The organism is Micromonospora sp. URMC 105, assembly GCF_051386295.1.
Classification (GTDB): domain Bacteria; phylum Actinomycetota; class Actinomycetes; order Mycobacteriales; family Micromonosporaceae; genus Micromonospora.
Genome location: NZ_JBPQTL010000077.1, coordinates 1 through 26,794, shown reverse-complemented (window position 1 = coordinate 26,794; position 26,794 = coordinate 1). Strand labels below are relative to the sequence as shown.

27 protein-coding genes are annotated in these 26,794 nt (G+C 74.2%); 14 read left to right on the top strand and 13 right to left on the bottom strand.

The features are described from left to right. Positions 1 to 142: 142 nt before the first annotated feature. Entirely contained in the window at positions 143 to 805 is a 663-nt protein-coding gene (locus ACSNN7_RS21700) for a TetR/AcrR family transcriptional regulator (RefSeq protein WP_436682784.1), read from the bottom strand. A gap of 112 nt (positions 806 to 917) precedes the next feature. Between ACSNN7_RS21700 and ACSNN7_RS21695 the strand changes: the two genes are divergently transcribed. From ACSNN7_RS21695 to ACSNN7_RS21685, 3 genes are read left to right on the top strand one after another with little or no spacing between them, the layout of a single operon-like run. Beyond that, a complete protein-coding gene (locus ACSNN7_RS21695; protein ID WP_436682783.1) occupies positions 918 to 2,417 on the top strand; it encodes a flavin-containing monooxygenase in 1,500 nt (499 codons plus the stop codon). 38 nt (positions 2,418 to 2,455) lie between these two features. Further along, positions 2,456 to 3,358: an SDR family NAD(P)-dependent oxidoreductase gene (locus ACSNN7_RS21690; protein WP_436682782.1), complete on the top strand. Its 903-nt coding sequence runs from the start codon at positions 2,456 to 2,458 to the stop codon at positions 3,356 to 3,358. Further along, positions 3,355 to 4,263, top strand: coding sequence for an alpha/beta fold hydrolase (locus ACSNN7_RS21685; protein WP_436682781.1), 909 nt, complete (start codon positions 3,355 to 3,357; stop codon positions 4,261 to 4,263). The genes ACSNN7_RS21690 and ACSNN7_RS21685 overlap by 4 nt, the downstream gene beginning before the upstream one ends. A 29-nt stretch (positions 4,264 to 4,292) precedes the next feature. On the opposite strand, the gene ACSNN7_RS21680 is transcribed toward ACSNN7_RS21685, so the two are convergent. After that, a complete protein-coding gene (locus tag ACSNN7_RS21680) occupies positions 4,293 to 5,207 on the bottom strand; it encodes a glycosyltransferase family 2 protein (protein WP_436682780.1) in 915 nt (304 codons plus the stop codon). 80 nt (positions 5,208 to 5,287) lie between these two features. Between ACSNN7_RS21680 and ACSNN7_RS21675 the strand changes: the two genes are divergently transcribed. The 3 genes from ACSNN7_RS21675 to ACSNN7_RS21665 all read left to right on the top strand — a co-directional run bounded on the left by ACSNN7_RS21675 (position 5,288) and on the right by ACSNN7_RS21665 (position 8,467). Then, a complete protein-coding gene (locus ACSNN7_RS21675; protein WP_436682779.1) occupies positions 5,288 to 6,421 on the top strand; it encodes a CapA family protein in 1,134 nt (377 codons plus the stop codon). A gap of 88 nt (positions 6,422 to 6,509) precedes the next feature. After that, positions 6,510 to 7,172 carry a GntR family transcriptional regulator gene (locus tag ACSNN7_RS21670; protein ID WP_436682778.1) on the top strand — a complete coding sequence of 221 codons (663 nt, stop codon included), beginning with the start codon at positions 6,510 to 6,512 and terminating at the stop codon, positions 7,170 to 7,172. Continuing rightward, the gene (locus tag ACSNN7_RS21665; RefSeq protein WP_436682777.1) at positions 7,169 to 8,467 is read left to right on the top strand and encodes an MFS transporter; all 1,299 of its coding nucleotides are present in this window, start codon (positions 7,169 to 7,171) and stop codon (positions 8,465 to 8,467) included. The genes ACSNN7_RS21670 and ACSNN7_RS21665 overlap by 4 nt, the downstream gene beginning before the upstream one ends. A gap of 13 nt (positions 8,468 to 8,480) precedes the next feature. Here ACSNN7_RS21665 and ACSNN7_RS21660 read toward each other — a convergent pair whose 3' ends face one another. Then, a complete protein-coding gene (locus tag ACSNN7_RS21660) occupies positions 8,481 to 8,900 on the bottom strand; it encodes a hypothetical protein (RefSeq protein ID WP_436682776.1) in 420 nt (139 codons plus the stop codon). Between the two features lie 142 nt (positions 8,901 to 9,042). Between ACSNN7_RS21660 and ACSNN7_RS21655 the strand changes: the two genes are divergently transcribed. After that, entirely contained in the window at positions 9,043 to 10,131 is a 1,089-nt protein-coding gene (locus tag ACSNN7_RS21655) for an S-(hydroxymethyl)mycothiol dehydrogenase (protein WP_436682775.1), read from the top strand. Next, entirely contained in the window at positions 10,128 to 10,757 is a 630-nt protein-coding gene (locus ACSNN7_RS21650) for an MBL fold metallo-hydrolase (protein ID WP_436682774.1), read from the top strand. The genes ACSNN7_RS21655 and ACSNN7_RS21650 overlap by 4 nt, the downstream gene beginning before the upstream one ends. Positions 10,758 to 10,778: 21 nt before the next feature. On the opposite strand, the gene tsaA is transcribed toward ACSNN7_RS21650, so the two are convergent. Genes tsaA through ACSNN7_RS21635 form a run of 3 tightly spaced genes read right to left on the bottom strand, consistent with a single transcriptional unit; the run spans position 10,779 to position 12,987 of the window. Continuing rightward, entirely contained in the window at positions 10,779 to 11,192 is a 414-nt protein-coding gene (tsaA, locus tag ACSNN7_RS21645; protein WP_436682773.1) for a tRNA (N6-threonylcarbamoyladenosine(37)-N6)-methyltransferase TrmO, read from the bottom strand. Then, on the bottom strand, positions 11,189 to 12,142 hold the full coding sequence (locus tag ACSNN7_RS21640) for an anti-sigma factor RsbA family regulatory protein (RefSeq protein WP_436682772.1): 954 nt from the start codon (positions 12,140 to 12,142) through the stop codon (positions 11,189 to 11,191). The genes tsaA and ACSNN7_RS21640 overlap by 4 nt, the downstream gene beginning before the upstream one ends. Further along, entirely contained in the window at positions 12,139 to 12,987 is an 849-nt protein-coding gene (locus ACSNN7_RS21635; protein ID WP_436682771.1) for an MEDS domain-containing protein, read from the bottom strand. Before ACSNN7_RS21635 ends, ACSNN7_RS21640 begins: the two co-directional genes overlap by 4 nt. A gap of 213 nt (positions 12,988 to 13,200) precedes the next feature. Between ACSNN7_RS21635 and ACSNN7_RS21630 the strand changes: the two genes are divergently transcribed. From ACSNN7_RS21630 to ACSNN7_RS21620, 3 genes are all read left to right on the top strand, one after another. Further along, entirely contained in the window at positions 13,201 to 13,674 is a 474-nt protein-coding gene (locus tag ACSNN7_RS21630) for a VOC family protein (protein WP_436682770.1), read from the top strand. Positions 13,675 to 13,765: 91 nt separating this feature from the next. Further along, complete coding sequence (locus ACSNN7_RS21625) at positions 13,766 to 14,875, top strand: DUF3626 domain-containing protein (protein ID WP_436682769.1); 1,110 nt, start codon at positions 13,766 to 13,768, stop codon at positions 14,873 to 14,875. A 352-nt stretch (positions 14,876 to 15,227) separates the two neighbouring features. Continuing rightward, positions 15,228 to 15,920 carry a hypothetical protein gene (locus ACSNN7_RS21620; RefSeq protein WP_436682768.1) on the top strand — a complete coding sequence of 231 codons (693 nt, stop codon included), beginning with the start codon at positions 15,228 to 15,230 and terminating at the stop codon, positions 15,918 to 15,920. 73 nt (positions 15,921 to 15,993) lie between these two features. Here the strand turns inward: ACSNN7_RS21620 and ACSNN7_RS21615 are convergent, their stop codons facing one another. The 3 genes from ACSNN7_RS21615 to ACSNN7_RS21605 form a co-directional block, all read right to left on the bottom strand. Then, on the bottom strand, positions 15,994 to 17,622 hold the full coding sequence (locus ACSNN7_RS21615; RefSeq protein ID WP_436682767.1) for an alkaline phosphatase D family protein: 1,629 nt from the start codon (positions 17,620 to 17,622) through the stop codon (positions 15,994 to 15,996). A 225-nt stretch (positions 17,623 to 17,847) separates the two neighbouring features. After that, positions 17,848 to 19,278: an MFS transporter gene (locus ACSNN7_RS21610; RefSeq protein ID WP_436682766.1), complete on the bottom strand. Its 1,431-nt coding sequence runs from the start codon at positions 19,276 to 19,278 to the stop codon at positions 17,848 to 17,850. A gap of 38 nt (positions 19,279 to 19,316) precedes the next feature. Then, entirely contained in the window at positions 19,317 to 19,553 is a 237-nt protein-coding gene (locus tag ACSNN7_RS21605) for a hypothetical protein (protein ID WP_334458264.1), read from the bottom strand. A 139-nt stretch (positions 19,554 to 19,692) separates the two neighbouring features. On the opposite strand from ACSNN7_RS21605, the gene ACSNN7_RS21600 reads away from it, so the two are divergent. After that, a complete protein-coding gene (locus ACSNN7_RS21600) occupies positions 19,693 to 20,865 on the top strand; it encodes a geranylgeranyl reductase family protein (RefSeq protein ID WP_436682765.1) in 1,173 nt (390 codons plus the stop codon). Positions 20,866 to 20,887: 22 nt separating this feature from the next. Here ACSNN7_RS21600 and ACSNN7_RS21595 read toward each other — a convergent pair whose 3' ends face one another. After that, entirely contained in the window at positions 20,888 to 21,922 is a 1,035-nt protein-coding gene (locus ACSNN7_RS21595) for an NAD(P)-dependent alcohol dehydrogenase (RefSeq protein ID WP_436682764.1), read from the bottom strand. Between the two features lie 102 nt (positions 21,923 to 22,024). On the opposite strand from ACSNN7_RS21595, the gene ACSNN7_RS21590 reads away from it, so the two are divergent. Continuing rightward, complete coding sequence (locus ACSNN7_RS21590; RefSeq protein WP_436682763.1) at positions 22,025 to 22,219, top strand: hypothetical protein; 195 nt, start codon at positions 22,025 to 22,027, stop codon at positions 22,217 to 22,219. A gap of 60 nt (positions 22,220 to 22,279) precedes the next feature. On the opposite strand, the gene ACSNN7_RS21585 is transcribed toward ACSNN7_RS21590, so the two are convergent. Then, positions 22,280 to 24,073 carry a bifunctional metallophosphatase/5'-nucleotidase gene (locus tag ACSNN7_RS21585; protein ID WP_436682762.1) on the bottom strand — a complete coding sequence of 598 codons (1,794 nt, stop codon included), beginning with the start codon at positions 24,071 to 24,073 and terminating at the stop codon, positions 22,280 to 22,282. A gap of 208 nt (positions 24,074 to 24,281) precedes the next feature. On the opposite strand from ACSNN7_RS21585, the gene ACSNN7_RS21580 reads away from it, so the two are divergent. Beyond that, positions 24,282 to 25,184: an SDR family oxidoreductase gene (locus ACSNN7_RS21580; protein ID WP_436682761.1), complete on the top strand. Its 903-nt coding sequence runs from the start codon at positions 24,282 to 24,284 to the stop codon at positions 25,182 to 25,184. Positions 25,185 to 25,245: 61 nt separating this feature from the next. Here the strand turns inward: ACSNN7_RS21580 and ACSNN7_RS21575 are convergent, their stop codons facing one another. Both ACSNN7_RS21575 and ACSNN7_RS21570 read right to left on the bottom strand, forming a co-directional pair. Beyond that, complete coding sequence (locus ACSNN7_RS21575) at positions 25,246 to 25,905, bottom strand: nucleotidyl transferase AbiEii/AbiGii toxin family protein (RefSeq protein ID WP_436682760.1); 660 nt, start codon at positions 25,903 to 25,905, stop codon at positions 25,246 to 25,248. After that, positions 25,902 to 26,234, bottom strand: coding sequence for a hypothetical protein (locus tag ACSNN7_RS21570; protein ID WP_357161610.1), 333 nt, complete (start codon positions 26,232 to 26,234; stop codon positions 25,902 to 25,904). Before ACSNN7_RS21570 ends, ACSNN7_RS21575 begins: the two co-directional genes overlap by 4 nt. Between the last annotated feature and the right edge of the window lie 560 nt (positions 26,235 to 26,794).

The window sequence follows — 26,794 nt, the reverse complement described above, 5'->3', positions numbered from 1 at the left end:
GTCCGACGATCCCGCAAACGGCGCCGCTGACCCGGACGGTGTGAGCACCGCGCCCGGGCCTGGTGACGCGTGCCGGTTTGCGGCGTGTCGGGGTGACCGCGGGCCGGGACACCCCGACACGCCGCAAAAAGGGGAGGCGGGGTCAGCCGGCGGCGGGAGTCGTCGTGCGGTAGATGCCGGTGAGCCAGACGTCGAGCAGCACGTCCACCACGTCCCGTTCGGCGACGGCCGGCCCGTCGCCGGCGAAGGTCGCGTACCAGACCCGCTCGTTCATCGAGTTCAGCGCGATCGCCAGGTCCCGGGCGGGCAGGCCGGGCGGCGCGGCGCCCCGGCGGCGTTCCGCCTCGATGGCGGCCTCGACGGCCTGCACCCAGCGTTCCAGGACCCGGGCCCAGAGCCGGCGTACCTCGGCGTTGGTGCCGCGGACCTCGGCGCAGGCCAGCACCACGGCCCGGTGGCCGCCGAAGGTGGCGTGGAACCGGCTGATCAGCTCGCGCCACCGGGCCCGCGGGTCCTCGGCCAGGTGGACCAGCACGTCACCGGCGGCGGTGTCGGCCTCCTCGGTGACCCGGTCCAGCAGGGTGAGCAGCACCGCGTCCTTGGAGGGGAAGTAGAAGTAGAACGTCGGCCGGGAGATGCCGGCGCCCCGGGCCAGGTCGTCGATGGAGATCTCGCCGAAGGCGCGCTGCTCCAGCAGCCGCTCGGCGGTGCCCAGGATGGCCAGCTCGCGGTCGTCGCCCGCGGACCGTCCGGCCCGCCGTCCGCGCCCGGGCGCGGCGCCGGTCGGGGTACGGGCGGTCGTCATGAACGCCGATGTTACACGCGCTCGACAGGGTGTCGATCGGACTCGACAGAGTGTTGACGGGCGTCGACGGTGGTGGATAGGGTCCGTCCACCGCCTCAGCCAGGGAGATGCCATGGCTTCCGACCACGTCGACGTGCTCATCGTCGGAGCCGGCCTGTCCGGCGTCGGCGCCGCCTGCCACCTGCGGCGCAACTGTCCGGACAAGACGTACGCGGTGCTCGAGGCGCGCGGCGCGATCGGCGGCACCTGGGACCTCTTCCGCTATCCGGGCGTCCGCTCCGACTCGGACATGTTCACCCTCGGCTACTCCTTCAAGCCGTGGACCGATCCGAAGGCGATCGCCGACGGCGACTCCATCCGCCGCTACGTCCGCGAGACCGCCCGCGAGTACGGCGTCGAGGAGCACATCCGCTTCCACCACCGGGCGGTCCGCGCCGAGTGGGACAGTGCCAGCGCCCGCTGGACCGTCCACGCGCACCGCGACGACACCGGCGAGGAGGTCGTGCTCACCTGCGCGTTCCTCTTCACCTGTTCCGGCTACTACCGCTACGACGCCGGCTACACCCCCGAGTTCCCCGGGGTCGAGCGGTTCACCGGCGAGCTGGTGCACCCGCAGCACTGGCCCGAGGACCTCGACCACACCGGCAAGCGGGTGGTGGTGATCGGCAGCGGCGCCACGGCGGTGACCCTGGTCCCGGCGATGGCCGAGCGTGCCGCCCACGTCACCATGCTCCAGCGCTCACCCACGTACGTCATCTCGCTGCCGTCGCGCGACGTGGTCGCCGACGCGTTGCGGCGCTGGCTGCCGGCGAAGGCCGCGTATCCGGTGGTGCGGTGGAAGAACGTGCTGCTCGGCACGGTCAACTTCCAGCTCAGCCGGCGCGCCCCGAAGCTGGTCCGGTCGTTGCTGCTGCGGGCGGCCCGGGGGCGGCTGCCGGCCGGTTACGACGTCGACCGGCACTTCTCGCCCCGCTACGACCCGTGGGACCAGCGGCTCTGCGTGGTGCCCGACGGTGACCTCTTCGACGCGGTGAAGGCCGGCCGGGCGTCCGTGGTCACCGACACCGTCGACACCTTCACCGAGCGGGGCGTGCGGCTCGGCTCCGGCGAGGAGCTACCGGCCGACGTCGTCGTCACCGCCACCGGGCTGAACCTGCTCGCCTTCGGCGGGATGACGCTCGCCGTGGACGGCGCGGAGGTCGACCTGGCGCAGGCCGTGGCGTACAAGGGGATGATGCTCTCCGGGGTGCCGAACTTCGCGATGACCATCGGCTACACCAATGCCTCCTGGACCCTGAAGGCCGACCTGGTCGCCACCTACGTCTGCCGGCTGCTGCGTCACCTCGACGCCACCGGCCAGCAGATCGTCACCCCGGTCGCGCCGCGCTCCGGCGAGCTGGTGCCGCTGATCGACCTCAAGTCCGGGTACGTGCTGCGCAGCGTCGGCGCGCTGCCCAAGCAGGGCGCCCGCGCCCCCTGGCGGCTGTACCAGAACTACGCCCGCGACGTGCTGCTGATGAAGCGCGGCCGGCTCGTCGACGAGGGGGTCCGGTTCTCCCGGGCCACGACGGCCACCGCCGGCAGCCGCACCGCCGAGGCCCCGGTCGCCTGACCCGGGCTCCACCACCCGCACCGCAGAAGGAGAACGCCGTGCGAAGGTTCGTCTTCCCCGCCGGGACCGCCGTGGTCACCGGCGCCGCCAGCGGGATCGGTGAGGCGCTCGCCCACGGGCTGGCCCGGCGCGGCACCAATCTGGTGCTGCTCGACCGGGACGCCGGCCGGCTCGACGCCGTGGCCGCGGCGATCCGCGCCGCGCACCCCGACCGGCAGGTCGACACGCACCTGGTCGACCTGGCCGACCCGGCCGCCACCGACCGGGTCGCCGAAGAGATCCGGGCGCGGCACCCCCGGATCCGGCTGCTGGTCAACAACGCCGGGGTGGCCCTGGGCGGACGGTTCGACCAGGTCACCCTCGACGAGTTCAACTGGGTGATCGACATCAACTTCCGCGCGGTGGTACGGCTGACCCACGCGCTGCTGCCGGCGCTGAAGGCCGAGCCCGGGTCGCACCTGGTCAACGTCTCCAGCCTCTTCGGACTCATCGCCCCCGCCGGTCAGGCCGCCTACTCGGCCAGCAAGTTCGCGGTGCGCGGCTTCACCGAGGCGCTGCGCCACGAGCTGCTCGACGACGGCGTCGGGGTGACCTCGGTGCACCCCGGCGGCATCGCCACCCGCATCGCCGCCAACGCGCGCATCGGCAGCGGCGTCGCCCCCGAGGAGTACGAGACCGGGCTGCGGCAGTTCGAGAAGCTGCTCTCCATCCCGCCGGCCAGGGCCGCCGAGGTGATCCTGCGCGGTGTCGAGCGGCGGCGCGGCCGGGTGCTGATCGGCTGGTCGGCGAAGCTGCCCGACCTGCTGGCCCGGGTCGCCCCCGCGTCGTACCACCGGGTGCTGGTGGCCGGGCTCAACGCCGGTGCCGCCGCCCCGGCGCGCCAGGCCGGCCGAACGCCCACGACGACCACGCCGGAGCTGTCCACGGGGGAGCGGGCATGAGCGCCGCGGCCGACCCGCGCCCCCGGCACGTCACGGTGAACGGGCGGCGGGTCCGCCACCGGGTCGACGGCGACGGGCCGCCGGTGGTGCTGCTGCACGGCATCGGGCGTACGCTGCGCGACTTCACCGAGCAGCACGAGCTGCTCGCCCGCGGTTTCCGGGTGCACAGCGTCGACCTGCCCGGGTACGGCGGGTCGCTGCCGATGGCGGAGCCGTGCACCCTGCCGGCGCTGGGCCGCTTCGTCGGGCACTACCTCGACGCGGTCGGCGTCGACGAGCCCGCGCACCTGGTCGGCAACTCCCTCGGCGGGGCCGTCGCGATGCGCTTCGCGGCGACCGAGCCGGCCCGGGTGGCCAGCCTCGCGCTGGTCAACAGCGCCGGTTTCGGCCAGGAGGTCGCCATGGTCCTGCGGGTGCTCGCGCTGCGCCCGTTCGGCCGGCTGCTGCTGCGCCCCAACCGATCCATGGCCCGGCGCGTCGAGCGCTCCCTCTTCCACGACCCGGCGTTCGCCACCGAGGAGCGGATCGCGTACGCGCTGGAGGTGGCCCGCCAGCCGTACGCGGCCCGGGTGATGCTGGAGACGTGCCGCAGCCTGGGCACCTTCCGGGGCGTCAGTCCGCAGTGGCGCGAGGAGCTGCTGGCGGAGGTGTCCCGGCTCGACGTGCCGACGCTGATCGTCTGGGGCGACCGGGACCTCATCCTCCCCGCCGGGCACCTCGACGCCGCCCGGGCCCGGCTGCCCCGGGCCCGTACCCACCTGTTCACCGACTGCGGGCACATGCCGCAGATCGAGCGGGCCGAGGAGTTCCACCGGCTGCTGGTCGACTTCTGGGCCGCCGCCGAGGCCGGTGACCTCGCCGACGGGGCCGTCGTGCAGCGACCGGCGGTGAGCGAGGCCGGCTGACCCGCGTCCGGGGCCGGCCGGCACGGAGGTTACCCAGCCTTCGTGCCGGCCGGTGCCGGTACCGGCCGGGTCACCGGTGCGCCCTGGGCGGGCACCCGCGGCGGGGCGGTGCCCTCCAGCACCGCGAGGTCCGCCTCGACGGCGGTCGGCAACCGTCGGCGCTGCCGCGCCACCCAGCCGAGCTGCCGCGCCGCGTCGAGCAGGCCGGGCCGGCGCTCCGCGTCCCGCCAGGTCCGGCGGACCACGCCGGCGACCACCCGGGGCGGCCGGCGCAGCGCCGCGGTCAGCACCTGATTGCGCGCCTCCTGTCGGTGCCGGGCCCGCCGGTCCCGCCCGGCCGGCAGCGGCAGGTGGTGCACCACCAGCTCGTCGACGTACGCCAGGTGCCAGCCGGTGGCCGCCAGGTCCATCGCCAGCAGCGCCTCCTCGCCGTACGTGCCCAACCGGCCGGCGAATCCGCCCACCTCGGTGAACGCGGCGCGGCGCAGCACCACCGCGCAGGCCAGGAAGCCCAGCACCGCCGGTCCCGGCGCACCCGCCGGGGTGCCCAGCGGCGCCCGCGCCATCTCGGCGGAGACCGGGTCGAGCCGAGCCTCCGCGCCGACCCGCACCTGGGCGGTCAGCAGCCCGGTACGCGGATGCGCCCGCAGGATCTCCGCCGCCCGCCCCAGCGACCCCGGCGCCCAGAAGGAGTCGTCGTCGGCGAAGGCCACGAACGGGGTACGGGCCAGCGCCACCCCGGCGTTGCGGGCGGCGCCGGCGCCCAGGTTGGCGGCGAGCGGTACCACCCGTACCTCGGGGAAGGCCGCCGCGACGGCCTGCGGGGTGCCGTCGTCGGAGCCGTTGTCCACCACGATCACGTCTCCGGTGTGCCGGCGCAGCACGTCGAGCAGCTGCGCGCGCCGGTTCCGGGTGGCCACCACCACCGTCACGTCCGTCGTCATGGCCGCCCTGGTACCCCGATCCGGGTGACTCACGCGGTCAGCCGTGCAATTCCCACCGGCGCCGGGGTACGACGCCGCCGGTGCGGGAAAGCCGGGTCATGCGTGGCGACGAGGTGACCCTGTTTCTCGGCGGCGACGTGATGACCGGCCGCGGACTGGACCAGATCCTGCCCCGGCCCGGCCCGTCCGAGCTGCGGGAACCGTTGGTGCTCGACGCGCGCCGGTACGTGGAGCTGGCCGAGTCGGCGTCCGGGCCGATCCCGCGCCCGGTGCCGGCGGACTGGCCGTGGGGGGAGGCGCTGCGGCTGCTGGACGAGCTGCGCCCCGACGTGCGGATCGTCAACCTGGAGACCTCGGTGACCGATCGGGGCGAGTACGCCGCCGGCAAGGAGATCCACTACCGGATGCACCCGGAGAACCTGGCCTGCCTCACCGCCGCCCGGCTGGACGTCTGCGCCCTGGCCAACAACCACGTGCTCGACTTCGGGCCGGTCGGGCTCGCCGACACCCTCGACGGGCTGCACCGGGTCGGCATCACCCCGGCAGGGGCGGGCCGGGACGCGGCGGAGGCCTGGCGGCCGGCCCGGGTCGACCTGGGTACCGGCCGCCGGCTGCTGCTCTGGTCGGTGGGTACGCCGTCCGCCGGGGTCCCGCCGTCCTGGGCGGCGACCGACGGGCGGCCCGGGGTGGCGTACCTGCCGGAGACCAGCGAGGCCGCCGCCGACGCGCTCGCCGAGCGGGTGGCCGCCGAGGCCGGGCCGGGCGACCTGGTGGTGGTCTCGGTGCACTGGGGATCGAACTGGGGCTACCAGGTGCCGAAGGAGCAGGTCGACTTCGCCCGCCGGCTGGTGGCGGCCGGGGTGCACCTGGTGCAGGGCCACTCCTCGCACCACCCCCGGCCGATCGAGGTGCACCGGGGCGGGCTGATCATGTACGGCTGCGGCGACCTGCTGGACGACTACGAGGGCATCGGCGGGCAGGAGTCGTTCCGCCCCGAGCTGCGGCTGCTGCACCTGCCCACGTTCGGCACCGACGGGCTGGCCCGGCTGCGCCTGGTGCCGGTGCGGATCCGCCGGATGCGGCTGGAGCCGGCGGCACCGGACGAGGCCCGCTGGCTCGCCGGCCTGCTCGACCGCCTCGGCGCGCCGTACCGGACCCGGTTCCGCCTCGGCGACGACGGCCTCATCGTGCTCGACCCGGCCACGACCGTCTGACGCCGTGGCCGGCTGCCCCGGTGTGGCCGGCCCCACCCTCGGGCCGCCCGCCGCGCCCGCTCACCGGCCTCGGACGCATCATAGATACATGACGCATCCCAGCTCGCCGGTGCGCGCCACCGCGCCGTCGGCCGCGGAACGGGCCTACCGCCACCTCAAGCGGGCCATCCTGGAGCAGGTTTACCCGGGTGGGTCCCTGATCAGCGAGGGCGAGATCGCCGAGGCGGCCGGGGTCTCCCGCACCCCCGTCCGGGAGGCGCTGCTCCGGCTGGAAGCGGAGGGCCTGGTGGCGCTCTACCCCAAGCGCGGCGCGCTGGTCCGGCCGGTCTCGGCCCGCGAGATCACCGACGTCATCGAGGCCCGGCGGCTGGTCGAGCTGCACGCCGCCGAGCGGGTCTGGCCGCAGCGGCACACCCTGCGGCCGGTGCTGGCCGACTGGCTCGACCGGATGCGCGCGGCCCACGCCGCGGGTGACCTGCGCGCGCTGATGGAGGCCGACCGGGCCTTCCACGCCGCCGTGGTCGAGGCGGCCGGCAACGAGATCCTCGCCGAGCTGTACCACCGGCTGCGCGATCGCCAGCTCCGGATGGGCGAGGCCAGCTTCCGGCTCTCGCCCGGCTGGGCCCGGGTGGCCCTGACCGAACACGCCGGCCAGCTCGCCGCCCTCGACGGCGACGACCCGCAGGTCTGGCTCGACGCCGTCGGCGGGCACATCGACAGCGCCGCGAGCGTCTTCCGGACGCTGCGGTGAGGGCCGCCCCGACCTCGGGGCGCCGCTCCGCCGGGCTGGTCTGGACGGTCGCGCTCGGCGCGTACGTGGCGGCCGTGTTCCACCGCAGCTCGCTCGGCGTGACCGGGGTCGACGCCGCGCACCGGTTCGACATCAACGCCTCCGCGCTGGCCACCTTCACGGTGGCGCAGCTGGCCGTGTACGCCGCCATGCAGGTCCCGGTCGGGGTGCTGCTGGACCGGTACGGCTCCCGCCGGCTGCTGCTCGCCGGCGGTGCGCTGATGGTCGCCGGGCAGCTCTGCTTCGCCGTCGCCACCGACGTACGCCTGGCTGTGGCGGCCCGGGTGCTGGTCGGCCTGGGCGATGCGATGACCTTCATCAGCGTGCTGCGGATCGTCGCGTTCTGGTTCCCCGGCCGGCGCAACCCCCTGATGGTGCAGCTCACCGGCACCCTCGGCCAGCTCGGCGCGATCCTGGGCGCCGTGCCGCTGGTCGCGCTGCTGCACCACGCGGGCTGGACGCCGGCCTTCCTCACCGCCGCCGCGCTCGGCGCGACGGTGCTGCTGATGGTGGCCGCCGCCGTCCGGGACACCCCGCACCGCGAGCACGCCGGCGCGCTCGCCCCCGACCTGGCCACCGTACGCCGGGAACTCGCCGCCACCTGGGCCCAGCCGGGCACCCGGCTGGGCCTGTGGACCCACTTCGTCACTCAGTTCTCCGGCGCGGTCTTCGCCCTGCTCTGGGGCTATCCGTTCCTGGTGCAGGGGCAGGGCTTGACGCCGACCGCCGCCGCTGCCCTGCTCACCGTGATGACCGTGGCCACGCTGCTCAGCGGCCCGGTCGTCGCGCACCTCTGCGCCCGGCACCCGTACCGCCGCTCGGTCCTGGTCTTCGCCATCACCGCCGGCACCGCCGCGGTCTGGGCCGTGGTGCTGGCCTGGCCCGGCCGCGCACCGCACTGGCTGCTGGTCGCCCTGGTGCTGGTGCTCGCCGTGAACGGCCCCGGCTCGGTGATCGGCTTCGACTACGCGCGCACCTTCAACCCGGTGCACCGGATCGGCAGCGCCACCGGCATCGTGAACGTCGGCGGGTTCGTCGCCTCGATCCTGCTGGTCCTCGCGGTCGGCGCCGTCCTGGACCTGCTGACCCCGGCCGAGGCGGCAACCCCGACGCTGGACGCCTATCGCTGGGCCTTCGCCGTGCAGTACCTGCTCTGGGCGCTCGGCGCCGTCCAGGTGCTGCGCTACCGCAACGCCGCCCGCCGCCGGCACGCCGCCGGACGGGCCGCCGAGGCCGTACCCGTGCCGGGCCGCTGACCGCCCGCGGCGGTCAGCGCAGCAACCGGCGGTGGGTGAGCGAGTCCAGGACGAGGGTGAGGCCGGCGCCGACCAGCCACGAGTCCTTGGCGATGCCGATGCCGGCCTGGGTGGGTTTCAGGCTGCCCGGCTCGCGCAGGCCGGGGGTACGCACGTAGAGCTGCACCAGCCCCGCCCCGAACGCGGTCAGCCCCAGCCCGGCCAGCAGGGACGGCACGAACGGGGTGACCAGGGCGGCGCCCAGCGCGATCTCGCTGCCGGACAGCAGCCGGGCGAAGCGGGCCGCGTCGATCTGCCGGATCTGCGGGATCGCCCCGGCGGCCATGCCGTGCAGCTGTTCGGCGGCCTCACCCTCCAGCGTCCGCTTGCCGAGCCCCGAATTGAGGAAGAACGCACCGATGACCAGCCGCAACGGCGCATGCGTGAGCTTCATGTCCACTCCCGTCCCGCGGAGAACCGTGCCCCCGCCTACCCCGCACCGGCCGCGATAACCCGCCGAATGGGGCTGTGTCCGCGGCTCCGCACGGCGGTAGGTTCGCGACAGGCATGATCGTGGACGCCACCGGGAGGACACCATGAGCCAGGAAGTCCGGGGAGTCGTGTCGCGGCGCAAGGGCGCACCGGTCGAGGTCACCACCGTCGTGGTACCCGACCCGGGGCCCGGCGAGGCGGTGGTGCAGGTGCGCTCCTGCGGGGTCTGCCACACCGACCTGCACTACCGCGAGGGTGGGATCAACGACGACTACCCGTTCCTGCTCGGCCACGAGGCGGCCGGCGTGGTCGAACAGGTGGGGGAGGGGGTCACCGGCGTCGCGCCCGGCGACTTCGTGGTGCTCAACTGGCGGGCGGTCTGCGGCGTGTGCCGGGCCTGCCGGCGCGGGCGGCCCTGGTACTGCTTCGACACGCACAACGCCGCCCGGCGGATGACCCTCACCGACGGCACCGAACTCGCCCCGGCGCTGGGCATCGGCGCCTTCGCCGAGAAGACGCTGGTCCACGCCGGGCAGTGCACGAAGGTCGACCCGGCCGCCCGGCCCGCCGCGGTGGGGCTGCTCGGCTGCGGGGTGATGGCCGGCCTCGGCGCGGCGATGAACACCGGCCAGGTCACCCGCGGTGACTCGGTCGCCGTGATCGGCTGCGGCGGGGTCGGCGACGCCGCGGTGGCCGGCGCGGCCCTGGCCGGCGCGACCACGATCATCGCGGTGGACACCGATGCCCGCAAGCTCGACTGGGCGCGGAAGTTCGGCGCCACCCACACCGTGGACGCCTCGGCGCAGGACCCGGTCGAGGCGATCCGGGCCGCCACCGGCGGGCACGGCGCCGACGTGGTGATCGACGCGGTCGGCCGCCCGGAGACGTGGCAACAGGCGTTCTACGCCCGCGACCTGGCCGGCACGGTGGTGCTGGTCGGGGTGCCCACCCCGCAGATGACCGTCGAGCTGCCCCTGCTGGACGTCTTCGGCCGCGGCGGCGCCCTGAAGTCCAGCTGGTACGGCGACTGCCTGCCCAGCCGGGACTTCCCGCTGCTCACCGAGCTCTACCTGCAGGGCCGCCTCGACCTGGACGCCTTCGTCACCGAGGAGATCGCCCTGGACCAGGTCGAGGAGGCGTTCGCCCGGATGCACCGCGGCGACGTGCTGCGCTCGGTGGTGGTGTTCCCGTGACCGCCCGCGTCGACCACGCCGTCACCTCCGGCACCTTCTCCCTCGACGGCCAGATCTTCGACGTCGACAACAACGTCTGGGTGGTCGGGGACGACACCGAGTGCGTGGTGATCGACGCCCCGCACGACGCCGGCGCCATCCGGCGCGCGGTCGGCGACCGGCGGGTCGTCGCCGTCCTGGCCACCCACGCCCACGACGACCACGTCCGGGTCGCCCCCGAACTGGCGGAGGCCACCGGCGCGCCGGTGCTGCTGCACCCCGCCGACCGGGTGCTGTGGGACCTGGTCCACCCCGGCCTGCCGCCCGACGGGGCGCTCGCCGACGGGCAGCGGATCGAGGTCGCCGGCACCACCCTGCGGGTCCTGCACACCCCCGGCCACAGCCCCGGCGCGTGCAGCTTCCACGCCGCCGACCTCGGCGTGGTCTTCACCGGCGACACCCTCTTCGCTGGTGGCCCCGGCGCCACCGGCCGCTCGTACAGCGACTTCGGCACCATCGTGGCGTCGATCCGGGACCGGTTGCTCACCCTGCCGCCGGAGACCGTGGTGCACACCGGGCACGGCGACGACACCACCATCGGCGCGGAGGCCCCGCACCTGCCGGACTGGCTGGCCCGCGGGCACTGACCGGCCCCGCGCGGGCTCGGGTCAGCGTTCCCCGCGCGGTGCCAGCACCGGCTTGACGTCCAGCACCGGCGTACCGTCCAGGGCCTCCAGGTCGGCGACGCGTACCCGCAGGCCGTCGACCGCCAGCACCCGCACCCGGTGCAGCCCGATCGGGTTGGGCCGGTGCGGGGACCGGGTGCTGAACACCCCGGTCTCCGGCCGGCTCCGGTCGCCGCGCGGATGCACCGCGAGGACGTCCCGCCGGGCCCGGTCCAGCCAGGTCAGCACCAGCACCTCGACGCCCGGCCGCAGGTCGCGCAGGCCCGCGCCGACGGCGGGGGAGAAGACCAGCCACGACTCCGGCGCGCCCTCGTCGCCCTGCTTCGGCGACAGCTCCGGGTCGGTCAGCGGCGACTCCACCCACCCGACCGGCCGCACCTCGTACGCCCCGCTCATGCGCCCGACAGCCGCAGATGCAGCCGTACCGTGGTGCCCGCCGAGGTGCTGTGCACCAGCACCAGGTCGCAGAGCGCCTGCACGATGACCAGCCCCCGCCCGCCGATGCCGTCGTGCCGGGGTGCCAGCCGGCCGGCGAGCGGATCGGCGAGCCAGCCGTCGTCGTGGATCTCGCAGACCAGGTGTTCACCGGTGCGCCACACCTGCAGCACGCCCTCGCCGCCGGCGTGCACGATGCTGTTGGCGGCCAGTTCGGTGACCGCGATCTGCAGGTCCGCCACCCGGTCCGGGTGCAGGTCGGCGGCCTCCGCGTGCGCGGTGACGAAGCGGCGCACGTCGGCCAGGGTGTCGATGTCGTAGCGCAGCGCGGCGACGGTTTCGGCCGGGACCGGCAGCGGCTTGTTGTGACCGGCGACGACCTGCTCCGGCGCGAAGGTGGGGCTCGGGTGCCGGCCGGCGGAGTCGACCAGCACCGGGTGGGTGCGGCGGGCGTCCGCGAGCACCCCGGGGGCCAGCCGCGACGCGTCGTACGGGCAGCGGATGGCGACGTCCCGCTCGGCGAACGCCGCATTGATCAACGCCTCGTGCTGTGCGCACGCCGGCTGTTCCAGCTCGGTACGCTCCGCCCACACCGGCTCGCCGATGATCCGGACCCGCCGGCCGGGATGCCGGTCGAGGAAGGCCTGCAACACCCACGGGATGATCCGGCCCGGGTTGCGCCCCTGCACGGTCATGTCGGCGTACCGGACCCGGTCGTCGTCGGCGCCGACGGCGGCCCGGATCAGCGCCAACCGGTCCTGCGGGGCGGCCACCAGCACCGGCTCCCCGTGCGCCAGGCCCTCCTCGACGAAGGGCACCGTCACCGCCAGCAGCTCCGCCGCGTCCCGGTAGAACGCTCCCTCGTGGACCAGGCCGCCCGGTGGCGGCCCGGCCCCCTGCAAGGCCGTCATGCCGGTGCCGCCGGGTCGACCAGGTCGAGCAGCCGGCTCAACGCCGGTCGGCAGCCGACCAGGCGCAGGCCCGACGGGGCGTTGCGGCGGGCGCGGGCCAGCGCACTCGCCGCGCCGGCGTCGGCGAAGCGCAGCTCGGAGACGTCCAGCACCGCGGCGCGCTGGTTGGTGCCCGGACCGGCGACGTGGTCGAGCATGGCGGCGAACGCCCCCCGGTTGCTCCGGTCCACCTCACCCACCAGGCGCAGCCCGTGCGGGTTCCGCGTCCGGTACGCCCGCAGCATCGGTGACCACGCCCGGCCGGCGTTCGGCCCGACGGTGGCCGGATGGGCGGCCGTGGCCGGCAGCAGGTAGTCGGTGGGAAAGAGCCGCCGGTCGTACAGGCACATCGCCGCGGCCTCGCCGTCGAGGAAAAGCCGGTTGATCTCGGCCTCGTACCGGACGAGGTCGGCGACGGAGGCGCCCTGGCGCACGGCCCACCCCATGTCCCCGACGAGGCGTACCCCCGGCCGCTCCTCCCGGCGGGCGCGCAGGATCTCGGTGGTCAGGTTGCCGATCATCTCGTCCGGGGTGAACCGGCCCCCGGCGGCGTAGCCCTCCACCGCCGGCACGATCCGCAGCTGACCGTCGGCCACCGCGGCCTGCGTGGGCACGCCCGAGACGTCGAGGTGGGCCCGGACGGCGGCCGGCGCGACGGCGTCGGTGAACCAGACGACCTGGTGACCGAGGCGGAGACCGCCGGCGACGAAGCGGCCGGCGGCGTGCAGGCCCCCGATGTCGTCGTCGTCCACCCAGCAGACGTGGTCACCCAGGTGGAGCTGGTCTACCACCGCGCTTGCAGTCACCCTCATCGCCTTCCGGTCGGCGCGCCCCCACTCTAGACCGCGCACCGACACCACCCAAGGTCGGCGGGACGCGGTGCGCGCCGGGACCCCGCCCCACGCGACCGCTGCTGACACCGGGACGGACGGGCCCGACCCGCCAAAGCCGTCCCAAGTGGACCGACGGTGAGACGGCAACCAGCCGGAACGTCGCCGACCGGAGCTAGGATGCACCGGATGAGCGTCGACGACCGGCCACCGACGGTACGACAGCTGCGTCTCGTGGTGGAGGCGGCGGACTACGAGGCCGCCGTCGCCTTCTTCCGCGACGCACTCGGCCTCCCCGAACAGGCGGCGTTCTCCGGCGACGGGGACGCCCGGGTGGTCATCCTCGACGCCGGCCGGGCCACTCTGGAGATCGCCAACCCGGCACAGAAGCGGATGATCGACGAGGTCGAGGTGGGCCGGCAGGTGGCACCACGGATCCGGCTGGCGTTCGAGGTGGACGACGCCCCCGCGGTCACCGACCGGCTGGTCGCCGCCGGCGCCACCGAGATCGCCCCGCCGACCGTCACGCCCTGGCACTCCCTCAACGCCCGGCTCGACGCCCCGGCCGGGCTGCAGCTCACCGTCTTCCAGGAGCTGCGCGACCTCGCCGACCGCGCCACCCTCGACGGCTTCGGCACCGACCGTGAGGGCCGTGAGGCCTGAGCGGTTGCCCGGCGCCGCCCGTCCGGGCGACCGGGACGGCGGGGTCGAAACCGGTCGAAGAGTTCGCACGTCGCCGCCGATACTGCTGCCCATGCCGGCCGCGCCCCGTCCCGTCGTCCTCACCCCGGCGCAGTCCGCCGCGTTACGCCACGTCCGCGCGGTCGCGCTGCGCGACCGGCCGGCCGCGCTGGCCACCATCGCCCGGCACCTCGCCGGTTCCGGCGCCCGCCACCGCCCCGAGCAGGTGATCGCCGCGATCGCCGGCGGGGGAGGACTGACCGTCAACTTCCACCCCGACCGGCTGCTCGCCGACGGGCGTACCGTCGCCGAGGCGCTGGCCGAGGAAGGGGTCTACCGCAGTCAGTTCGTCACCGGCATCTCCAACGGCGGCCTCACCGCGTATCCCGGTGGCGACCGGGACCGATGGGAGGAGAGGCTCTTCGGCGGGGCGTACCAGGCCCCGGGGGTACGCCCCGACGAGCGACCGGTCTACGGCGGGTTGAATCTGCTCGACCACCCCGACGGCGCCTGTCCCCGCTTCGGCTCCTGCCACCTGCGGCTGCGCCCCGAGGTGCTGGGCCGGGCCACGCTCTGCTTCGGCGACAGCCACCTGGGACCGAAGGATTTCGGCACGGTCGACGTGACCGAGCCGGTGCTGGCCGCCCTGCTGGCGGTGACCGCCGGCACCGGGGCCAGTCTGGGCGTCGCCGGCATGGACACCGCGCGCCTGGTCGCGACGCTGCTGCGTCGCGGCGAGCGGCGGGCGTGGGTGCCCGGGGCCTTCGGCCGCGCCCTGGACGACTACGTCGAGGCGCAGGTCCACGGCGGCGTCGACCTGGCCCGCGACGTCGAGGCCATCGTCGTCGACCCCTCGTTCCGGGACACGGACAGCGGGCGCAGCCTGGCCCGGATCGCCCATCGGTGCGGCGTGGCACTGCTCTTCCATCCCGGCTTCGCGCTGCCGGTCGAGGACGTCGACCCGGACTTCCGGGGACCGGCCATCCCTGCGCTGGCCGCCCGGGTGCACGCCGAGTTCGGCATGCCGGGGGCGCCGGTCGACGCCGCGCTGATCGGCCGGGCGGCGGCCTCGGTGGTCCGCGAGCCGCAGCGCTGGGCCGACCGGGGGCCGATCGCCGGCACCCTCCAGCACCTCAAGCAGCTCTGGCACGTCCTCGTCCGATTCGGCACACCCCGCCCCTGACCTCGGGCGTCAGCGGACATCGGATCCCCGGCGCCTGATGTCCGGTTCAGGCACGACGTCGGCCGCCCGCGCCGAGCGTCCCGTTCGCGTACTTCCGGGTCCTTCGGTCCCGATCAACGCAGTCCGTCGGCGCGTCTCTTCTGCGGTCCCGCCTCGGCGTTGGTGGCCCGGCATCCGATTCCCCGAGTGACCCGCGCCGCAGCCCCAGCGGGCCCAGGGCATTTCCGGAATGACCGACAAGTCAAGCTGGTTGTGTTCCCCGTACCGCCTGCAGGCAAACCGCGGCGGGCCTGGTAGTCCCCCCGAGGGGCGCTCACTCGGAGCGCGTCGACACGACGAAAGGGCAACCATCGTGAAGTCCGACTTCACTCGATGGCTCCCCGCCATCGCGAAGAACCGCAACACCGCACTGGGCATCGCCGGCGTCGCCTGCCTGGGCGCCCTGGCGTTCGGACCCGCCGCTGTGGCCGCCCCCGTCACCAGCGGACCGCACGCCGGCGCCCTGGCCGCCATCGACCTGGCCACCGGCAAGAGCCGGCAGGGTGCCACGGTCGAGTCGGGGCTGACCACCGGCAGCGCGACCACCAAGGTGCCGGCGGGCAAGCCGAGCAAGGACAAGCTCATCCCGCACGGCGTGGAAGGCGCGCAGTCCCGCGTCCCGCTGGACGACGAACAGCTCGACAACGCCAGGGCGATCATCGACACGGCCAAGAAGACCGGGGTCGGTGAGCGTGGCGCGGTGATCGGCATCGCCACCTCGCTGCAGGAGTCGAAGCTCTACAACCTGGGGCACCTCGGCGCGTACAACGACCACGACTCGCAGGGGCTGTTCCAGCAGCGCCCGTCGTCGGGTTGGGGCACGCCCGAGGAGATCACCGACCCGGAGTACTCCTCGCGGGCGTTCTTCGAGGCGCTGAAGAACGTGCACGGCTGGGAGGAGCTGCCGCTGACCACCGCGGCGCAGACCGTGCAGATCTCCGCGTTCCCATACGCGTACGCGCAGTGGGAGGAGCAGGCGGCGGACATCGTCCAGCAGCTCTGGTGACCTTCTGAGACGACACCACGACCGGCCGGTCCCCGCACGGGGACCGGCCGGTCGCGGTCTGTCGTACCCGGGGTCAGAGTGCCGGCGCGGTCTCGCGGCGCAGCTTCGCCGACCCGGCGCCCACCGAGAACCCGGCGACCCACCGGCTCGCGCTGCCGGCCCGGGTCCGGTCGGTCAGGTGGTACCAGTCCATCCGGCAGCGCTGCGGCGTCACCTCCAGCACCCCGTACCCGTGCCCGTCCAGCTCGGTCCACCTGACGTGCGGATTCGTCGACCGGATCAGCCCCGCGCCGAGCGCGCTCAGCGGATTGCCGGCCGGCAGCTTGAGGAAGTCGTTGACGTTGTCGCTGGTCACCGACGGCACCACGAACTCCGCCGCCGCCGGGTTGGACAACCCGGTGGACTTCGTGGTCACCTCGTTCGCCCACGAGGTGTGGATGTCGCCGGTGAGGAAGACGACGTCGCGGGTCCCGGTGGCGCGCAGGTGGTCGACGAGTTCGTTGCGGTCGGCGTTGTAGCCGTCCCACTGGTCGGCGTTGAGCACCGCGCCGTTCTGCGGAATGCCGAGCAGCGTGCCGAGCGGCCCGAGCAGCCACGCCGGCAGCGCGCCGACGTCCACCCGGGCCATCATGACCGGGTTGCCGACCAGCTTCCAGCGCGCCGTCGACGCCGCCAGGCCGGCCTTGAGCCAGCTCAGCTGGGCCTCGCCGGTGATGGTGCGGCCAGGGTCGTCCACCGCGGTGCCCGAGGCCTGCCGCGAGCGGTACGTCCGCAGGTCCAGCATGGACAGCTCGGCGAGCTGCCCGTACCGGAAGCGGCGGTAGATCGCCCCGTCCTCGCCCATGCGCACCGGCATCCACTCCTGGTACGCCCGCCGCGCGGCGGCCACCCGGTCCGCCCAGGCGCCCTCCGTGGCCGGGGTGTGGTTCTCCGCCCCGCCGGACCAGGCGTCGTTGGCCACCTCGTGGTCGTCCCAGGTGATCACCCAGGGCAGTGCGGCGTGCAGCGCCATCAGGTCCGGGTCGGACTTGTAGAGCCCGTGCCGGATCCGGTAGTCGGCCAGGGTGAGCACCTCGTGGGCCGGCTCGACCTTGCGTACCACCGTGCCGCCCGCGTCGAACTGGCCGGTGCCGTACTCGTACAGGTAGTCGCCGAGGTGCACCACCAGGTTCAGGTCGCCCCGGTCGGCGAGGCGCCGGTACGCCGCGAAGTAGCCGGCCTCCCAGTTCGAGCAGGACACCACGCCCATCCGCAGCCGGTCGATCGCCGCGTCGGCGGGCGGGGCGGTCATGGTCCGGCCGGTCGGCGACCAGCCGCCGCCGTACCCGAACCGGTACCAGTAGGTCGTCGCCGGCGCGAGGCCGGTGACCGGCACCTTCACCGTGTGGTCCCGGTCGGGGCCGGTGACCAGCGCGCCCTGCGCGGTCACCGTGCCGAAGTCCGGGTCGGTGGCGACCTGCCAGCTCACCTGGACGTCCGGGCCCACGCCGGAGCCGGGGGTCGCGTCGGGGGTCGGGGTGATCCGGGTCCAGAGCAGGATGCCGTCCGGCAGCGGGTCGCCCGAGGCGACACCGTGCAGGAAGGCGCCGGCGGCGGCGTGGGCGGTACCGGCGCCGGCGAGGGTGGTGCCGGCGAGGACGGCCGTGCCGGCGGATGCGCCGGCCATGCGCAGGAGGGTACGACGGTCGAGGGTGTTCGTCATGGTCTATGTGTCTACCGCTACCCCCCGCCTCACCGCTGCCCCGCACGGTGACTGTTCTCCACTCCTTCTTCTTGCGCTCCCATTTCCACAATGTGTCCACGGTGGACCGCCCGCCCACCCCCGCACTCTCCCGGTGATCATGAAGTTGACGGCAGTGGGGGAGATCGACAACGCCGTCAACCTCATGATCAACGAGCGGTGCGACGGGGGAGTGGGCGGCCGGGGTCAGTGGTTGCGGTGGGTGAGGGTGATGTCGAGCAGGGCTGCGAGCAGGGCGAGCACGATCACGCCGGCGGCCAGCAGCAGTCCGTGCCGGAAGGCGGTGGACCAGTCTCCGCCGCTGCTCGACAGCGAGGAGAAGAAGAGCGCCCCGACGGCGGCGATGCCGGCCGCCGAGCCGATGCGCTGGCCGGTCTGGAGCATCCCGGCCGCGCTGCCGGCCTGCGGCAGCGGCACCTCGGACAGGGTGAGGGTCTGGTTCGGGGTGATCACCAGGCCGCTGCCCAGCCCGGCCGCCAGCAGCGGCAGCGCGGTCAGCAGCGGCACGGGATGCTGCGGGGAGCTGCGCAGCACGACCGCCACCGCGCCGAGGCCGAGCACCACGACGACCAGCCCGACGCCGACCAGCGGGCGGCCGAAGCGGTCGACGACCCGGCCGCCGAGCGTCGAGGCCAGCGCGGAACCGAGGGCGAACGGCGTGATCGCCAGGCCGGCGACCAGCGCGCTGTAGCCGAGGCCGTTCTGCAGGTAGAGCGTGAAGATGAAGAAGATGGCGGTGAACCCGCCGAAGTAGACCAGCGCGATCACCGCGCCGAGGGTGTACGAGCGCAACCCGAACAGCCGCAGGTCGAACAGGGGTGTCCGGCGGCGGGCGTACCGGCGCTCCCAGCGGCCGAAGGCGACCAGGACCGCCAGCCCGGCCGGGACCAGCGCCCACTTCCACGGGCTCTGCCACTGCTCGCTCTGCACCAGCGGCAGCAGCAGGAGCAGCACCCCGGCGCCGAGCAGCAGCACGCCGACCGGGTCCAGCCGGTGCCGGTCGGGTTCCCCGGTCGGCCGGGTGGGCAGCAGCCGCCAGCCGAGCACCACCGCGAGCACACCCACCGGCACGTTGACGAAGAACACCCACCGCCAGCCGTGCTCCGCGCCCCCGAGGTGGATGAGCAGGCCGCCCAGCAGCGGACCGACCGCGGTGGAGAAGCCGATGGTCGCGCCGAGCAGACCGAACGCCCGGCCCCGCTCGGCGCCCCGGAACAGTTGCTGGACCAGGCCGGTCACCTGCGGGTTGAGCACCCCGGCGGCGGCGCCCTGCAGCAGCCGGGCCGCGACCAGCCAGGCGGGCGAGGCGGCCAGGCCGGCGAGGGCGCTGGTGAGCGTGAAGAGGGCGACGCCCACCACGAAGGCGGTGCGTCGCCCGCGGGCGTCGCCGAACCGGCCGGCGGGCACCAGGAGCAGCCCGAAGGTCAGCGCGTACCCCGAGAGCACCCACTGCAGGTCGCTCGGGCTCGCGTGCAGCGCCCGGTCCATCGACGGGACGGCCACGTTGACGATGCTGACGTCCAGCAGCGTCATGAACGTCGCGACCAGCCCCACGCCGAGGGCCTGCCAGCGGCGTCGGTCGCCCGCCTCCGGCACGGCGGCCCGTCGATCGTCCACCGCCGACCGCTATCCCGGCGTCTGGCCGGGCAGCCCGGTCATGCCATCTGGCGGGCGCACCAGCGCGGGCCGAAGTCCAGCCCGGCCATCGGCGAGTCCTCCCGGTGCAGCAGGGCCTTCTCGGTCAGCAGGTGCAGGGGTGCGTGCACCTCCTCCACCGCCATGCCCGCCTCCTGGGCGATGAGGTCCGGGTACGGCACCTGGCCGCGCGCCTCCAGCGCCGAGACCGCGTCGTACACCCGTACCTCGGCATCCGACAGACGTACCTGCTGCATGGTGACCTCCTTGCCGTGACCCGCCCGTCCGACGGGCGGCCTGGGTACCGCGGCTTACCCGCCGGGTGACCGACAATGCCCACCCGATCGGGCGGTCGTGAGCGGCCGGGCGGACCGCCGGTGCCCTAGGGTGGAGCCCGTGATCACCTGGGATCTCGTCGTCGTCGGCGCCGGCCCCGCCGGGCTCACCGCCGCCCACGCCGCAGCCGGCGCGGGCGTGCGCACGCTGGTGCTGGACCGGGCCGTGCACCCCCGCTACAAGACGTGCGGCGGCGGCCTGATCGGCACCTCGCTGGCCGCGGTCGCGGGCCGGATCGAGGTGCCCGCGCACGACCTGGTCGACCGGGTCACCTTCACCCGCGACGGGCGACGCGCCTTCACCCGCCGGCACCGCACCCCGCTGGTGGCGATGGTCCGCCGGGACGAGTTCGACGACCGGCTGCGCGCGGCCGCGGTCGCCGCCGGGGCCGAGCTGCGCGAGGGCGTCGCGGTACGCGGCATCGACCAGGACCCCGACGGGGTACGCGTACGCCTGGCCGACGGCCAGAGCGTGCAGGCCCGGACGGTGATCGGGGCGGACGGCTCCTCCGGGGTCAGCTCCCGGCACGTGGGTGTCCGGTTCCGTCAGGTCGACCTGGGCCTGGAGCGGGAGCTGCCGGTGCCCCCGGCCGAGCAGCGGCGCTGGCGCGGCCGGCTGCTGCTGGACTGGGGCGCGGTGCCCGGCTCCTACGCCTGGGTCTTCCCCAAGGGATCGAGCCTGACGGTGGGGGTGATCGCCGCCCGGGGCGAGGGGGAGCGGACCCGCGAGTACCTGCGCCGCTTCGTCGACCGGCTCGGGCTGTCCGGGCTGGCGGCGGAGCACGACTCCGGGCACCTGACCCGCTGCCGGGCGGACGACTCGCCGCTGCGCCACGGCCGGGTGCTGGTCGCCGGCGACGCAGCCGGCCTGCTGGAGCCGTGGAGCCGGGAGGGAATCAGCTACGCGCTGCGCTCCGGGGCGCTCGCCGGCGCCGCGGTCGCCGCCGGTGACCTGGACCGCTACGAACGGGACGTCCACGATCAGCTGGTCGGGTCGATGCGCGCCGGGCACCGCCTGCTGGAGGTCTTCGAACGTCGGCCCGACGTCTTCCACGCCCTGCTCGCCACGCCGGCCGGCTGGGGGATGTTCGTCCGGTTCTGCCAGGGCCGCGCCAGCTTCGACCACACGCTGACCCGGCCCCCGGTCCGGGCCGGCCTGGCGCTGCTGGACCGCCTCCCGCCGATGCGGCAACGCACCGCGCCGGCCGAGCCGGTGACCAGCCGGCCCCGCTGAATCCTCGCCCCCGCCGCAGGAATCAGGGCACCACGACGGCCCGGCCGTGGATCTCGCCCCGGCGCAACAGGTCGTGCGCCTCCGGCGCCCGGTCCAGCGGGAAGGTCTGCACCTCGGCGGCGAGCAGCCCGAGCCGGCCCAGGGCGATCACCTCCTCGAGCTCGGCGCGGGTGCCCCGGAACGGCACCTCCACACCGGCCTCCCTCGGCAGGGTGGGCGAAGCGTCGGCGACGGCCCGCACCGGCAGCGTCCCGCCGCCGCGACCGACCAGGAGCAACCGGCCGCCGGTGGCCACGACCGTGGCGGCGGTGGTCAGGGTGGCGTCCACCCCGACACAGTCGATCACCACGTCGGCGCCGTCCGACGTGGGCCCGATGACCTCCCGGATCCGCTCGGCCGCCTCCGGGCCGGCCCGCACCACCTGGTGCGCGCCCACCCGGGTGGCCAGGTCCAGCGCCGCCACGTCGGTGTCCACCGCGATGATCCGCACGGCGGTGGTGGCGGCCAGGATCTGCACCGCCATGTGGCCGAGCCCGCCGATGCCGATCACGACGCACCAGGTACCCGGGCGCAGCGCCGGCCGGGCCACCTCGACGGCGTGGTACGGGGCCAGCCCGGCCTCGGTGAGCGTCGCGGCCTGGGTCAGCGGCAGGTCGCCGACGGGCAGCAGGCGGGACGCGGGCACCACCAGGTACTCGGCGAGCCCGCCGTCGCGGCTGAGCCCGATGCCGCCCGGCGGTGCCCGGCGGCACCGGTTCTCCCACCCGCGCAGGCAGGCCCGGCAGGCGCCGCAGCCGATGACCCCGTACACCGCCGCCGGATCCCCGGGCGACCAGCCGGACACCCCGGCGCCGACCATGTCGACCGTGCCCGCCGTCTCGTGGCCCAGCGTCATCGGGGTGGGGAACCGTCCGGCGGGCGCGTCGAGGATGTGCAGGTCGCAGTGGCACACACCGACGGCCCCGACGGCGAGCAGCACCTCGCCCGGCCCGGGCGTCGGGGTGGGCACCTCCAGCTGCTCGAGGACCCCGGGAGCGGTCATCCGTACCGCGCGCATGATCGCCTCCACCTCGTCGCCGGCGCCGGCTGCGGCGCGCTTACCCGGGCACGGGTCGTTGATGCGATGGCGCTGCGGGACCGGCGGCGGCACAATGCGGGCATGACCGAGTCGGAGCCCACCTCGTTCGACGACGAGGAGTTCGCCTTCCTGCGTCACGTGCGCTTCGGCGAGCTGCCGCCGCCGGTCCGCCCCGACGAGCGGGTGGAGCTGACCGAGACCGATCCGCGGCGGGACCGATCGGACACCGCCGCCAACGACGACCAGTGGCACCTGCGGCTCGGGCCGGGCGGCTGACGGCCGGGCAACGCGAACGGGCCGCGGGGATCGATCCCCGCGCCCCGTCGGTGGTACGGCTCAGAAGACCGGTACGCCCTCGCGCACCAGCTTCCAGTTCGGCACGAAGAAGTCCGCCGGGTCGATGGTCCCCTTCGCCTGCGCCCAGTCGATGAGCAGCTGGCGGATCTCCTGCTGCTGGTTGTAGACCTGGGTCTTGACGATGCCGGGGAAGTTGCCGCCGCCGCTGCGCCGGTAGTTGTTCACCGCGACGACGAACTGCGCGGTGTCGGCGACCGGGGTGTCGGTGCCCGGCAGCACCAGGCGGGTGATCCGCCGGCCGACCGGCCGGCTGATGTCGATGTCGTAGTCGACGCCCGAGAACACGTCGTAGTTGTAGTCGGGCACGGCCGGGTCGCTGATGGTGGCCGGGTCGACGGCCGCCCCCACCGGGAGGGTCCGGAAGTACTTCGCCGAGAACTCCAGGTACGCCTTCACCTCGGCGCCGGTGAGCACCACGGCCTCGAGGGTGTTGTCGAAGACGTAGAGGCCGGCCACGTCACGGATCCGCACGTCGCCCTGCGGGAAGACCGCGGTGCGACTGAACGGGGCGGCGATCGACAGCACCGGCAGCGACGCGTACGCCGTGCCGGCCAGCGCGGCGGTGACGACCTCGGTCTGGACGTGGTTGATGAAGTCCAGGATCGGGGTGTCCTTGTACCGCGACTCGGCGGCCGACAGCTCCTCGGAGGACTGCGCGACGACCGTGTTGACGTACGCGACGGTCTTGTCGTGCTGGCCGCGCACGGCCGCGAGCACCGCCGGGTCCTCGACCACGGTGTTGGTGTTGAGCATGGTCGCCTTCTTGGCGAGGACCTTCCAGCGGCCGCGCACCTTCTGCACGGTGAAGTCCATCCGGGTCAGCCGCTGGCCCCACTTCGACGGCTCGGCGGTGAGCACCTGCGCGCCGGTGGCGGTGTTGGTCACGAACTTCTCCACGACCTCGGCGTGCGCGTGGCCGAAGAGGATCGCGTCGATGCCGGGGACCTGCTGGGCGATCAGCGTGACCGGGTTTTCGTTCGGCAGCTCCGGGCCGTAGCTGGAGGTGCCGCTGTCGCCGCCGTGCGCCGAGATGATGACCAGGTCGGCGCCGCGCTCGCGCATGATCGGCACCCACTTGGCGGCGGTCTCGACCATGTCCGGGAAGACCAGCTTGCCCTCGACGTTGCCCTTGTCCCAGATGGCCACGCCCGGGTTGGTGAGCCCGAGGATGCCGACGTTGATGGTGGGGGAGTCCGGGCCGCCGAGGCGGACCTTCTTGATCACGTACGGCAGGTAGGCCGGCTTGCCGGTGGCCGCGTTGACCGCGTTGGCGGCGAGCGCCGGGAAGCCCAGCTGCTCGATCCACTTCGCGAGCAGCGGCAGGCCGTAGTTGAACTCGTGGTTGCCCAGCGTCACGGCGTCGTACTTCAGGATGTTCATGGCGTTGGCCATCGGGTGCGTCTCACCGGTGACGGTGATCGGCTCCTGCTTGGCGTAGTACGTGGCCAGCGGCGTGCCCTGGATGGTGTCGCCGGCGTCGAGGACCAGGGTCGCCCGGCCCGTGCGCTCGGCGCGGATCTGGTTGACCAGGGTGGCGAGCTTGGCGACGCCGATGTCGTTGTGCCGGCTGTCGTCGTACTCGGCGTCCTTGTAGTAGTCCCAGTTGTAGACGTTGCCGTGCGTGTCCGACGTGCCGAGGACGGTCAGGTCCCAGGTCTTCGGCCCCTGCGCTTCGGCGGCCCGGGCGGGTGCGCCGGCGATCAGGGGGGCGGTCGCCGCGGCGGCGGCGACGGCCAGCACCTGGCGGCGCGAGGCGCCGGAGGAGGAGGTCATGCGGTGCCCTTCGATGGGTGGACGCGCCTCGTGGGCGCCGTTGCGCACCATAACGAGCTGCGGTCACTCCTGCCACAGCAGCCCGAGGTGTTCCACCCCACCAGCGCCGAACGCCACCCTCGCGTGACACCGGCGCCCTCGTTTCCCGCCGGAGCCGCCGGGTAGGCCGGGCGGGACCACGCCTGACGAACCATCCGGAGGAGCCCCGGTGAGCGAGGACCAGTACACCCGGCAGGACCCCACCGAGCAGTACGGCCAGCAGCAGGGCCAGCCCGCCCAGCAGCAGTCGGCGCCCGGGTCCACCGGGGAGATGGGCCCGAAGCCCGACCACGGCGAGCAGTCGTACCGGGGCAGCGACCGGCTGACCGGGAAGCGGGCCCTGATCACCGGCGGCGACTCGGGCATCGGCCGGGCCGTGGCGATCGCCTTCGCCCGGGAGGGCGCCGACGTCGTCATCTCCTACCTGAGTGAGGAGGAGGACGCCGACGCCCGGGAGACGGTGCGGCTGGTCGAGGAGGCCGGCCGCCGGGGCGTGGCGGTGCGCACCGACCTCACCGACGAGGGGCACTGCCGTGAGCTGGTGGCGCGCACCCGGTCCGGCCTGGGCGGCATCGACATCCTGGTGAACAACGCCGCCTACCAGATGTCCCAGGACGACGGGCTGCTCGGCATCAGCACCGCGCAGTTCGACCGGGTCCTGAAGACCAACCTGTACGCCATGTTCTGGCTCTGCCGCGAGGCGGTGCCGCACCTGGCGGAGGGGTCCACGATCATCAACACCACCTCCATCCAGGCCTTCGACCCGTCGCCGCAGCTGCTCGACTACGCCACGACCAAGGCGGGGATCGCCAACTTCACCAAGGGGCTCGCGGCGCAGCTGGCCGAGCGGGGCATCCGGGTCAACGCGGTGGCCCCCGGTCCGGTCTGGACGCCACTCATCCCGGCCACCATGCCCGAGGAGAAGGTCCAGCAGTTCGGCACGGAGACCCCGATGGGACGCCCCGGCCAACCGGCGGAGATCGCCCCCGCGTACGTCTTCTTCGCCTCGCAGGAGTCCAGCTACGTCACCGGCGAGATCCTGGGCGTGACCGGCGGCCGCTTCACCAAGTGAGCGGGCGGTGCCGCGCCCGGTTCGTCGAACGGCGGCGCCGCACCTCAGCGATCCGCGTCGGTCAGCGGGGCCAGGCGGCCAGTCGGCGCCGCACCTCGGCGATCCGCGTCGCGTCCAGGCCGTAGCGGGCGAACCGCTGGTCCGGGACCCGGTCCAGGTAGCGCCCCGCCTCCCGGACGTCGTCGTCGTCCAGCGCCGGGTCGACCTGCCGGGCCAGCTTCAACAGCTCGGCCACCGGATAGTGGTCCAGCGCCGCCGACACGTCGATGTAGTCGCGGACCTCTCGCCGGTTGACCAGCGCGGCGGTCTTGTTCGCCACCAGGTCCCGGACGTCCATCACCGGGCCGAAGTCCATCACCACGGGGGAGCGGTACCGGTCGAGCCGGGCCAGGCTCAACCGGATCCGCCGGTGGCCCCGGGTGACCACGAAGTCCTTCATGTCCCGGTCGAAGCCGTCGAACAGCCCGCCCAGGTCGCTGTCCGGGTCGGCGTCGGCCACCTCGAACCCGGCGCGTTCCAGCGCCGTCCGCACCCCCGCGGCGGCGGCCGCCGCCGCGCCCTCCACGTCGGCGAAGAGGTCGACGTCCTCGGTGGGGCGGGTGACCAGCCCGTGTGCGGCCCAGGCCACCCCGCCGCCGAGCACGAACCGGTGCGGCCCGGCCGCGGTGAGCGCCACCCGGGCGACCTCGCGGTAGAACTCGTGCAGGTGAGGGCCGCTCACGCGGTACGCAGACCCCGGTGCCGGCTCTCCCACGCCTGCCGGACGCCCCGGGGCAGGTTCAGCCGCCGCCACACCCGCCGCAGCGTCCGGCCGTTGATCAGGTGGCGCAGGTCGTCGGCGCGGGTGGTCTCGCGCAGCACGTTCTCGTACATCCAGAGCAACTGGTCCGGGTCGCCCAGATCGAACGTCCGGTCGGCGTTCCACATCAACCGCACCGGCAGCTCCACCACCCCTCGGGTGGGGCCGGCCAGCTCCGCCAGGGTGCGCGCCACCACGGCGGGACGGCCCGGACGGGCCAGGTGGGGCGCGGTGCTGACGACGGCCTGCATGGTGTCAGGGTAACGCCGACTCCGCTCCGCGCAGCGCACCTGGTCGCCGCCTTTCCGTTCCTTGCCATTCTTGCGGGTTTGGGTGCTGCCATTTTGTCTGGGTGTTCTCAGCCTTCCCGGTCGCTCTGTCTTCGTTGCGTCGATCAGATGGGCATGTCCGATGAGCGCCCTATGTCCGGTACGGCTCTTGCGCCTCCCGTGTCCGAATGCCCGTGACCGACGGCATCGCGGGGGCGGAATGGCGGTCGGGCGGGTGTCGTTACATCACCTGGACGATCGCAGCACCTGCTGGTCTGGCTCGATGACTGGCCTGCCGGGGGTGCGGAGCCCCCGGAATGTTGGTGGGTGGCCGGTCGTTACACATGGTCCCGGCGCCGCGAGCCCCCCGGCTCGCGATGATCTGCCGGACGAAGACTTTCCCCTTGGAACGTGTGAGCGCCTGCTCGTGGTGCTTGCACCCGGCTCGACCCCCCGTCGAGTCCGGGTGCCAACCCCCGAAGGAGCTATCTCTGATGAACACGACCATTCTGCGTAAGAGCGTGCTGGGTATCGCTGGTCTG

Coding starts and splice junctions, on each gene's coding strand:
- ACSNN7_RS21700 (WP_436682784.1), bottom strand. CDS start 805: ATGACGACCGCCCGTACCCCGACCGGCGCCGCGCCCGGGCGCGGACGG.
- ACSNN7_RS21695 (WP_436682783.1), top strand. CDS start 918: ATGGCTTCCGACCACGTCGACGTGCTCATCGTCGGAGCCGGCCTGTCC.
- ACSNN7_RS21685 (WP_436682781.1), top strand. CDS start 3,355: ATGAGCGCCGCGGCCGACCCGCGCCCCCGGCACGTCACGGTGAACGGG.
- ACSNN7_RS21680 (WP_436682780.1), bottom strand. CDS start 5,207: ATGACGACGGACGTGACGGTGGTGGTGGCCACCCGGAACCGGCGCGCG.
- ACSNN7_RS21670 (WP_436682778.1), top strand. CDS start 6,510: ATGACGCATCCCAGCTCGCCGGTGCGCGCCACCGCGCCGTCGGCCGCG.
- ACSNN7_RS21660 (WP_436682776.1), bottom strand. CDS start 8,900: ATGAAGCTCACGCATGCGCCGTTGCGGCTGGTCATCGGTGCGTTCTTC.
- ACSNN7_RS21655 (WP_436682775.1), top strand. CDS start 9,043: ATGAGCCAGGAAGTCCGGGGAGTCGTGTCGCGGCGCAAGGGCGCACCG.
- tsaA (WP_436682773.1), bottom strand. CDS start 11,192: ATGAGCGGGGCGTACGAGGTGCGGCCGGTCGGGTGGGTGGAGTCGCCG.
- ACSNN7_RS21640 (WP_436682772.1), bottom strand. CDS start 12,142: ATGACGGCCTTGCAGGGGGCCGGGCCGCCACCGGGCGGCCTGGTCCAC.
- ACSNN7_RS21630 (WP_436682770.1), top strand. CDS start 13,201: ATGAGCGTCGACGACCGGCCACCGACGGTACGACAGCTGCGTCTCGTG.
- ACSNN7_RS21625 (WP_436682769.1), top strand. CDS start 13,766: ATGCCGGCCGCGCCCCGTCCCGTCGTCCTCACCCCGGCGCAGTCCGCC.
- ACSNN7_RS21615 (WP_436682767.1), bottom strand. CDS start 17,622: ATGACGAACACCCTCGACCGTCGTACCCTCCTGCGCATGGCCGGCGCA.
- ACSNN7_RS21605 (WP_334458264.1), bottom strand. CDS start 19,553: ATGCAGCAGGTACGTCTGTCGGATGCCGAGGTACGGGTGTACGACGCG.
- ACSNN7_RS21595 (WP_436682764.1), bottom strand. CDS start 21,922: ATGCGCGCGGTACGGATGACCGCTCCCGGGGTCCTCGAGCAGCTGGAG.
- ACSNN7_RS21590 (WP_436682763.1), top strand. CDS start 22,025: ATGACCGAGTCGGAGCCCACCTCGTTCGACGACGAGGAGTTCGCCTTC.
- ACSNN7_RS21585 (WP_436682762.1), bottom strand. CDS start 24,073: ATGACCTCCTCCTCCGGCGCCTCGCGCCGCCAGGTGCTGGCCGTCGCC.
- ACSNN7_RS21570 (WP_357161610.1), bottom strand. CDS start 26,234: ATGCAGGCCGTCGTCAGCACCGCGCCCCACCTGGCCCGTCCGGGCCGT.